Source organism: Lactobacillus gigeriorum DSM 23908 = CRBIP 24.85 (assembly GCF_000296855.1).
Taxonomy (GTDB): Bacteria; Bacillota; Bacilli; order Lactobacillales; family Lactobacillaceae; genus Lactobacillus; species Lactobacillus gigeriorum.
Window position 1 is genome coordinate 1 of sequence record NZ_CAKC01000061.1, and the last position, 7,299, is coordinate 7,299.

At 36.3% G+C, this 7,299-nt stretch carries 9 protein-coding genes; 2 read left to right on the plus strand and 7 right to left on the minus strand.

Features of this window, described 5'->3' with window-relative positions:
- Nucleotides 1–175: 175 nt before the first annotated feature.
- From BN52_RS06250 to yjbM, 3 genes are read right to left on the minus strand one after another with little or no spacing between them, the layout of a single operon-like run.
- Entirely contained in the window at nt 176–1,069 is an 894-nt protein-coding gene (locus tag BN52_RS06250; protein ID WP_008473535.1) for an RluA family pseudouridine synthase, read from the minus strand.
- Nucleotides 1,070–1,072: 3 nt separating this feature from the next.
- Nucleotides 1,073–1,861, minus strand: coding sequence for an NAD kinase (locus BN52_RS06255; protein WP_008473536.1), 789 nt, complete (start codon nt 1,859–1,861; stop codon nt 1,073–1,075).
- Nucleotides 1,858–2,490, minus strand: coding sequence for a GTP diphosphokinase (gene yjbM / locus BN52_RS06260; protein WP_008473537.1), 633 nt, complete (start codon nt 2,488–2,490; stop codon nt 1,858–1,860). The genes BN52_RS06255 and yjbM overlap by 4 nt, the downstream gene beginning before the upstream one ends.
- Nucleotides 2,491–2,587: 97 nt before the next feature.
- Here yjbM and BN52_RS06265 point away from each other — a divergent pair, with 97 nt between their 5' ends.
- Entirely contained in the window at nt 2,588–3,208 is a 621-nt protein-coding gene (locus BN52_RS06265) for a CYTH domain-containing protein (protein WP_040473446.1), read from the plus strand.
- Nucleotides 3,209–3,279: 71 nt separating this feature from the next.
- Nucleotides 3,280–3,918 (plus strand): DsbA family protein, encoded by a 639-nt coding sequence (locus BN52_RS06270; protein ID WP_008473540.1) that lies wholly within the window; start codon nt 3,280–3,282, stop codon nt 3,916–3,918.
- A 2-nt stretch (nt 3,919–3,920) separates the two neighbouring features.
- On the opposite strand, the gene BN52_RS06275 is transcribed toward BN52_RS06270, so the two are convergent.
- The 4 genes from BN52_RS06275 to ptsP form a co-directional block, all read right to left on the minus strand.
- Nucleotides 3,921–4,781, minus strand: a complete 861-nt coding sequence (locus BN52_RS06275) for a competence protein CoiA (RefSeq protein WP_008473541.1) — start codon at nt 4,779–4,781, stop codon at nt 3,921–3,923.
- 68 nt (nt 4,782–4,849) lie between these two features.
- A complete protein-coding gene (locus tag BN52_RS06280) occupies nt 4,850–5,521 on the minus strand; it encodes an adaptor protein MecA (RefSeq protein ID WP_008473542.1) in 672 nt (223 codons plus the stop codon).
- A gap of 187 nt (nt 5,522–5,708) precedes the next feature.
- Nucleotides 5,709–6,107, minus strand: coding sequence for a transcriptional regulator Spx (spx, locus tag BN52_RS06285; RefSeq protein ID WP_008473543.1), 399 nt, complete (start codon nt 6,105–6,107; stop codon nt 5,709–5,711).
- A 220-nt stretch (nt 6,108–6,327) separates the two neighbouring features.
- On the minus strand, nt 6,328–7,299 hold a 972-nt coding region (gene ptsP, locus BN52_RS06290), incomplete at its 5' end, for a phosphoenolpyruvate--protein phosphotransferase (protein ID WP_040473447.1).

Consider the following 7,299-nt stretch of genomic DNA (forward strand, 5'->3'; position numbering starts at 1 on the left):
GATATAAGCTGATTTACGATCAACATCTTTAGGCTTCTTTGCATGTGCAAAGGCTTCATAATTTCCATTTGAATAATACATATCCATGCCTCTAATCTATATAAGAATAGCTTTTATTGATAAATATATTATAGTAAAAACGTTTTCATAATTCAATAGAATTTAACAACCTTTACTAATTTCCAACCAATTTTTGCCACAAGCTAGTCATATCGGCAGGATCGGCAATCTCAAAAATTCTCTTTTGCTGATCAAACGGATCTTCAAAAGCCAAATAGCAACAATTTAACGCCTGTCTGGGGAATTTATCATTAGCACCATATAATTCATCCCCAAATAAAATATGCCCAATATGAGCCATATGAACCCGAATTTGGTGGGTTCTTCCCGTTAGTAACCTTAGCTCTACTAGACTAGCACCCGGAACCTGCTGCAATACGCAATATTCCGTTTGAGCGCTTTGCCCAGTAGAAATTACCGTTCGTTTGACTCCATCATCGATTTTGCCAATTGGCGCATCAATCAAGCCACTCAATTCATGTTCACTAAAATTGCCGTGAACTATTGCATGATATTTTTTAATAAATCGGTTTTTATCCATTTTACTAAAGCGCGCATGAGCGATCGCATTTTTTCCAACAAGCATCAAGCCACTGGTATCACGATCTAGTCTTGTAATCACATGTGGCTTAATAATTGGTGATGAGCTATCTTGAAATTTACCAATAATCCGGTTAACGATCGCATCATCATCTTCATAGCGCGAAGGAATCGATAGAACGCCAGCAGGCTTATTAATCACTAAGTAATATTGATCTTCTTTCACCAATGGCAAGCTTTCCTTCGATGGCTTAAGCCAAGGATTCTTTGTCTCTTGCCCGCTCACAAAAATGACCTCGTCGCCTTCCTTAAGGTAATAATTAGTGTAGCGTCGACGATGATTGACTAAGATCATGCCATGATGAGCCTTAGCTCTCACCACTTCTTGTTTTGAAAAACCATTATGAAGCAAAAAAGATCCCAATTGCTTAGGATCTTCCGCTAGAACTTTCAATTTAAAAACTGCCATTTTTTATCCTTTGATAAACGCATTTTGAACTCTTGACCAAAAATGATGGTGACCAAAACGATCAAACTGAATGCTATGTTCAGAAATCCGATATACAATTTTTTTGGCATTGCGCACATTCATTCGTTCACCATCAATTGTCATTACCAAATGATCGGTATTTGGAACAAGAGTTACCCATTGATCTGGTGCAAGGACAATTGGTGCAGACAAAGTTCTAAAGACACGGTTATTGATCGAAGCAATTTCTGTCATCTGCAAAGCCTTTAATCCCGGATGAATTACGGCGCCACCTAATGACTTACTATAGGCAGTCGATCCTGTAGGAGTAGACACACATAATCCATCGCCACGGAAATTTTCAAATAATTCGTCGTCAATGTAAACATCCGTTTCCAAAGTATGTGATATTCGCTTGATCGCTGACTCATTTAAAGCAAGAAAATGCTTGTTTTCGCCAGCTTCCGTAATCAGTGTCACATCAAGCAACGGATACCTTGCTGACTCTGCCTTACGCAATGTAAGTGCGTCGATCATCTTATCAACATCTGTACTACGCCAATCAGTATAAAATCCTAAATGTCCAGTATGAACTCCGATAAAACGAATAGAGTCAACCTGATTACTATAACGATGAAACGCATTGATTAGCGTTCCATCTCCGCCTACTGTAATGACAATATCAGGATATTTATCATCACAAACAACTTCTTTTTCCGCCAATAGCTCCCTAATGCGAGCTACTACTTTCAAAGTTTCCGGATTATTATTATGTGCTATTGCCACTCTCATGATTTTTCCTTGCCCTTATTCTTGGTGAAAATCTTCTGTGCTTCCTGAACCTCGTCTTTTATTGCAGACATCTCTTCATCTAACTGATAAGCTGCTTCTGCAGTTCTACGCAAACGTTCAGAAATATCGTCTGGATACTCTCCTTGATATTTATAATTTAAAGTATGTTCTACTGTAGCCCAGAAATTCATTGCTAAAGTTCTAATCTGAATCTCTGCTATTAAAGTCTTAGGGCCATCTGGCAAATACACCGTATACGAGATAACCATGTGATATGATCGGTAGCCTGAAGGCTTAGCGTTTTGAATGTAATCTCGCTCCTCAACCACTTCCATATCGTCTCGAGCATGAATTAAATCAACAACTTTATAGATATCATCGACGAATTGGGTAACAATTCGGATACCGGCAATATCTTGCATATCTGTTTCGATTACTTCTGGCTCGATCACACGACGAGTCATTTTTTCTTTGATCGAATCAACTGTTTTGACTCTGCCAATAACAAACTCAATCGGTGAATGCTCGCCTTTAGTCAAAAAACTTTGTCTTAAAGAGCGAAATTTTATTTTTAATTCGCGTACGGCTTCGTCATACGGCCATAAGAAATTATCCCAATCAAAATTCATGAAAAAATTTCCTTTCTGATAAACAATGTAATTTTAACATATATAATAAAATTAATAAGGTCTTGAAATTCAAAAAATATTTAAAGGAGCTAGATACATAATGAAAAATCGTGAAATTGAAGCTAAGGTTTTACTTACATCAAATATCTATCAAAAGATCATTACCAGTTTCCCTGTAAAAGCTGATTTCAAACAAGAGAATTACTACTTTGAAACCACTAATGACACTCTAAAAAAGCATGATATCAGCTTGCGGATTCGGATTTATGAAGACCATGCTGAACAAACCATGAAAGTTCCTGATCCTAATCCGGTTCAAAAAGATTTTCATGAGGTAGTTGAATTGACAGATAAACTTGCGCTTAACGAAGCACAGGCCCGCGTTAAAGCTGGACTAAACCACCAAACCTTGCCATTCAATGGCGTCATCGGTGACTATCTGAAAGAACGGCTGAGTTTATCCTCAACGCAATTAGACATTTTTACTTGGAGTAAAACTAGACGTATTTTGCTCAAAGGTCCCAAAAATTGCGAACTTACATTGGATCAAACATACTATCCTGATGGCTACTGCGATTATGAACTTGAAATCGAAAACACTGATCCTCAATTAATTCAAGAAGTAAAACTAGAATTAGAGCACAAATTTGCCTTTTCTGACAACCATAACAATCAAAATCAAAGTAAGATTGCTAGGGCTGCTATCCACCGCAAATAAGCAAAATTTTTGAGTCTCTAGCCATTTCTTGCTAAAGTATCTATGAAGTATTTAACAAGGAGAGCTTATTTATGTTCGAGATCTTTCTTTTCATTAATCCCATAGGAATATATTGCTACGAGGTCGAAAAAAGAATTCAAACTGCTATTAAAGACTTAGACCTCGACGTCTCCTATCATTTTATTCCAATCGCAACCGTCAGTGGCGTCCAAGACGATATTATTCGGCGTCGAAAGGATTCCCAACATCTATGCGATTTATCGTATTTTACTCTTGCCACTAATCAGGCACTTGAAATTTACCATGCGATTAAAATTGCATATGGTAATAAAAAAGCTCGTGCTTTCTTATTTGAGCTTCAAGAAAGACTAAATACCGATGGTTCTATTTTTGAAGATTCTTTGATTCAAGAAATTTACAAGCAATTAGACTTGGATCCGGCGACAATCGATCAACTACTTGATAGTAAATATATTCGTGAATCAATCGATCAAGATCAAAAATTGGCCAAACAATGGCAAATCAAAAGTACACCTACAGTAATTATTTTTAATGAAGATAAGGAAAATGACACTGGTGTTTTACTTGAAGGCTTAGTTAGTCAAAGCGAGCTTAATCAACTATTATCAGACAGTGAGAAAAACGACCAACAGTTGAACTGCGTATCCAAAGTCAATATTATTTCAACCAACCATTTACGCTTAATCTAGCTTCAATGGCTGGTTTTTCTTTGCTCCAAATAACGGGAAAGATTGTCTTTTTCCCCTGGATGTCTACTTTTAGAAAAAATCACCTCAGGCAAATCATCGATCGATAACCGGGCTAAATATAATTTTTCGGCTAGCCTTGCTCCAATATTGCTTTTTTGCTTAATCTGCCGTTCTAAGTACTTTCTCTCACTCTCCCGATCGAAGTTCAAACTTCTAAGTTGAGGTCGATAACTCCAAAATTCTGCCACTCCCCGTTCATCAAGAGGAAAACTACGAATTTGATATTTTAGTTTTCGACTAATCGGTGCCTGACAAACATTGTATTTTAAACGAATAATCCCTAGATTAGGATCAACTTCTAAATAATAGTGACGCCAGCGAATATTCTCACGAAAGAAAATTAGCTGTGTACTTTTTAGTTGCTTTTCTAAATAATGTCTCTTACCAACTATCCATAGATCCGTTATTCCAATCTGCCGATATAAATTATGACGGTGAATAAATTCACTTCGACTTAGTGGCGCACATTGGACCTCAAGGGCTAGTTTAGGTGAAACTAAAACATCACTACGTAATTGTCCATCTAGCAATGGCACTTCAACTTGAGCATCAAAACCAATGGCAGTAAAGGCGCTCTTTAACATCATTTTTGACAAATGATGCTCCTCTTTTTCGCCTAAACTAACATGATGCCTAAAATGTTTAAAAAACGGCAATTTATGTTGCGATATAACTAAAATCACCCTTTTATGACAATGTGGACATCGATAATCAACTCCATTTAAAACTTTTTCTTGGCGATATATTTCGGCTGCTTCACCAACAGCAGTTACTAATTTTTGATTTAAGATTGCTGCGTACAAAAAAATCCCCCATTATTTAAATACGCAAAAAAAGGCGGAATTTATCCACCTTTACCAAATCTTAAACTTTATTTATTGAAATAATATCTTAAATTCCCCAAAGCATCCTGTCTAAGAATGGATTTTCCGATATTCTTTACGGTTTTCATTTCTGAGTTTTCAATTCTAAACCCATATTCATTAATAATTGCCCAAGCATCTTCTGGTTTCAATTCAGCATAATTATCATCAAGAAATGCGACTTCTAAGTAGTAAGCCCCCTTGAAATAATACAAACTAGAGGCAAGATCGCTAACTTTAAGACTATCTGCTAGCTCGACTAAAATTCCTAAATCACCAAAACGATATGCTTGCCGAGCAAGCTCATCATGCTCTTCATCATCTACTATTTCTGTTCTCCTATCATTAGCATCACTATTTTCAGTAGGTAAATCGGAGAATGCATTCTCAACTTCATCATTCGAAGAATCATTAAATAGCTTAGAAAATTCACTAGAGTTAGGATTGATCTTGGTTATCAACAAATCCAATCCTCCGTGATTAGGCATTACTTGGAAGGATACCGCTCCATTTTGAGCAAAGGAATGGTCAGTATCAACCTCCTCTAAAATTGAATAGAAGAATTCTTGAACTTTTTCACGATTCTTAATCATATCTAATAATTCGAAGCCACGTTCAGAGAGTTCATCCTTTGAGATATTAACCCTCATGGTATTTTCGTTGACCCGTTTTACTTGCATTAATTCTTCACCTCATAAATTTGGTCATAAGCTAAGTATGACACTTTTGACATGTAAAAAAAAGTTCCAGCTATTTCTACCATTATTGCATAAAAATAATATTAACCAAAATATTTTACCGATTATTTAGCAATTAAAAAAGAAGTCAGTACTAAAATACCAACTTCTACATCAAATTCAACAATTTTTAAAGATCAGCAATTCTTCTAGCTTCAGCTAATTCAAGACGACGAACCTTACGTGGTAAGAAACGACGAATTTCATCTTCGTTGTAACCCACTTGTAAGCGTCGATCATCCATAATAATTGGACGCTTCAAAAGACTAGGATCTTTATCAACCAAATCTAACAATTGGTCAAGTGACAAGTCATCCAAATCGAGCTTCAAATGTCTAAAAGCTCTTGAGCGAGTTGAAATGATTTCTTCTGTACCATTTTCAGTCATTCTTAAAATTTGAAGAATCTCACTCTTCGACAAAGGGTCGGAAAAAATATTTCTCTCTTTAAATGGAATCTCGTGTTCTTCAAGCCATGCTTTAGCTTTGCGACAGGAAGTACAACTAGGAGATACATACAAATCTACCATACAACTCACGCTCCTTGAATCATTAGAATATACAATATCTGTCTTATAGATAGTATACCACTTTTACTTCTTTTTTGTAAGTTATTTTATGGATAATATGTTTACTTTCAAAAATAGTCAGTTTATCTTGAAGTATCAATATTTTAAATAAGTAATTTTTTCAATAGCATACAAAAAAGGAATACGGGAATGAAAATGCCATATTCCTTAATTACAGGTGTTATTTATTTAACTTAGCCATTAAATCCTTGACTAATTGTTCATTTTCTTCTGAAGTTTCAGAAACAAAACATGCTTGGTTAGCCAATTCTTTAAGGTCTTCAGTATTTAGCTTCTTCATCAAGCTTCTGATACGTAAGATTGAAGTTGCGCTCATTGAGTATTCGTCAAGACCCATTGAAAGCAAAATTGGGAACATGACGCTATCACCAGCAGCTTCACCACACATACCTACCCAAATACCATTCTTGTGGGCGCCATCGATTGTTTGCTTGATCAAACGCAAAACAGATGGGTTATATGGTTGGTATAAGTAAGATACGTTTTCGTTGCCACGGTCAGCAGCCATAGTATATTGAATCAAATCGTTAGTACCGATTGAGAAGAAATCAACTTCCTTAGCAAATTGATCAGCTAAAACAGCAGCAGCTGGTACTTCAATCATCATACCAACTTGCAAGTCATCACCAATCTTTACACCTTTAGCAAGCAATTTTTCTGTTTCATCATTCAAAATTGCCTTTGCCTTGCGTAATTCGCCTAAAGTACCAATCATTGGGAACATAATACCCAACTTACCATATGCAGATGCGCGCAACAAGGCTCTTAATTGTGTACGGAAGATTTCTTCATTCATTAATGAAAGACGAATTGCACGAACACCTAAGAAAGGATTCATTTCTTCTGGTAAATCCCAGTAATCAAGGTGCTTATCACCACCGATATCCATCGTTCTGATGATAACTTGCTTACCATTCATACCTTCAATGACTTCCTTGTAAGCTTCGAATTGGTCGTCTTCTGAAGGGAAATCAGATGAATTCATGTATAAGAATTCAGTTCTGTATAAACCAATAGCTTCAGCACCGTTTTCATGAACACCAGGCATGTCATTTGGCGTACCAATATTAGCAGCAATGATAAATTGCTTGCCATCGGCAGTTACTGAAGGAGCATCCTTCAGTAACCGCCA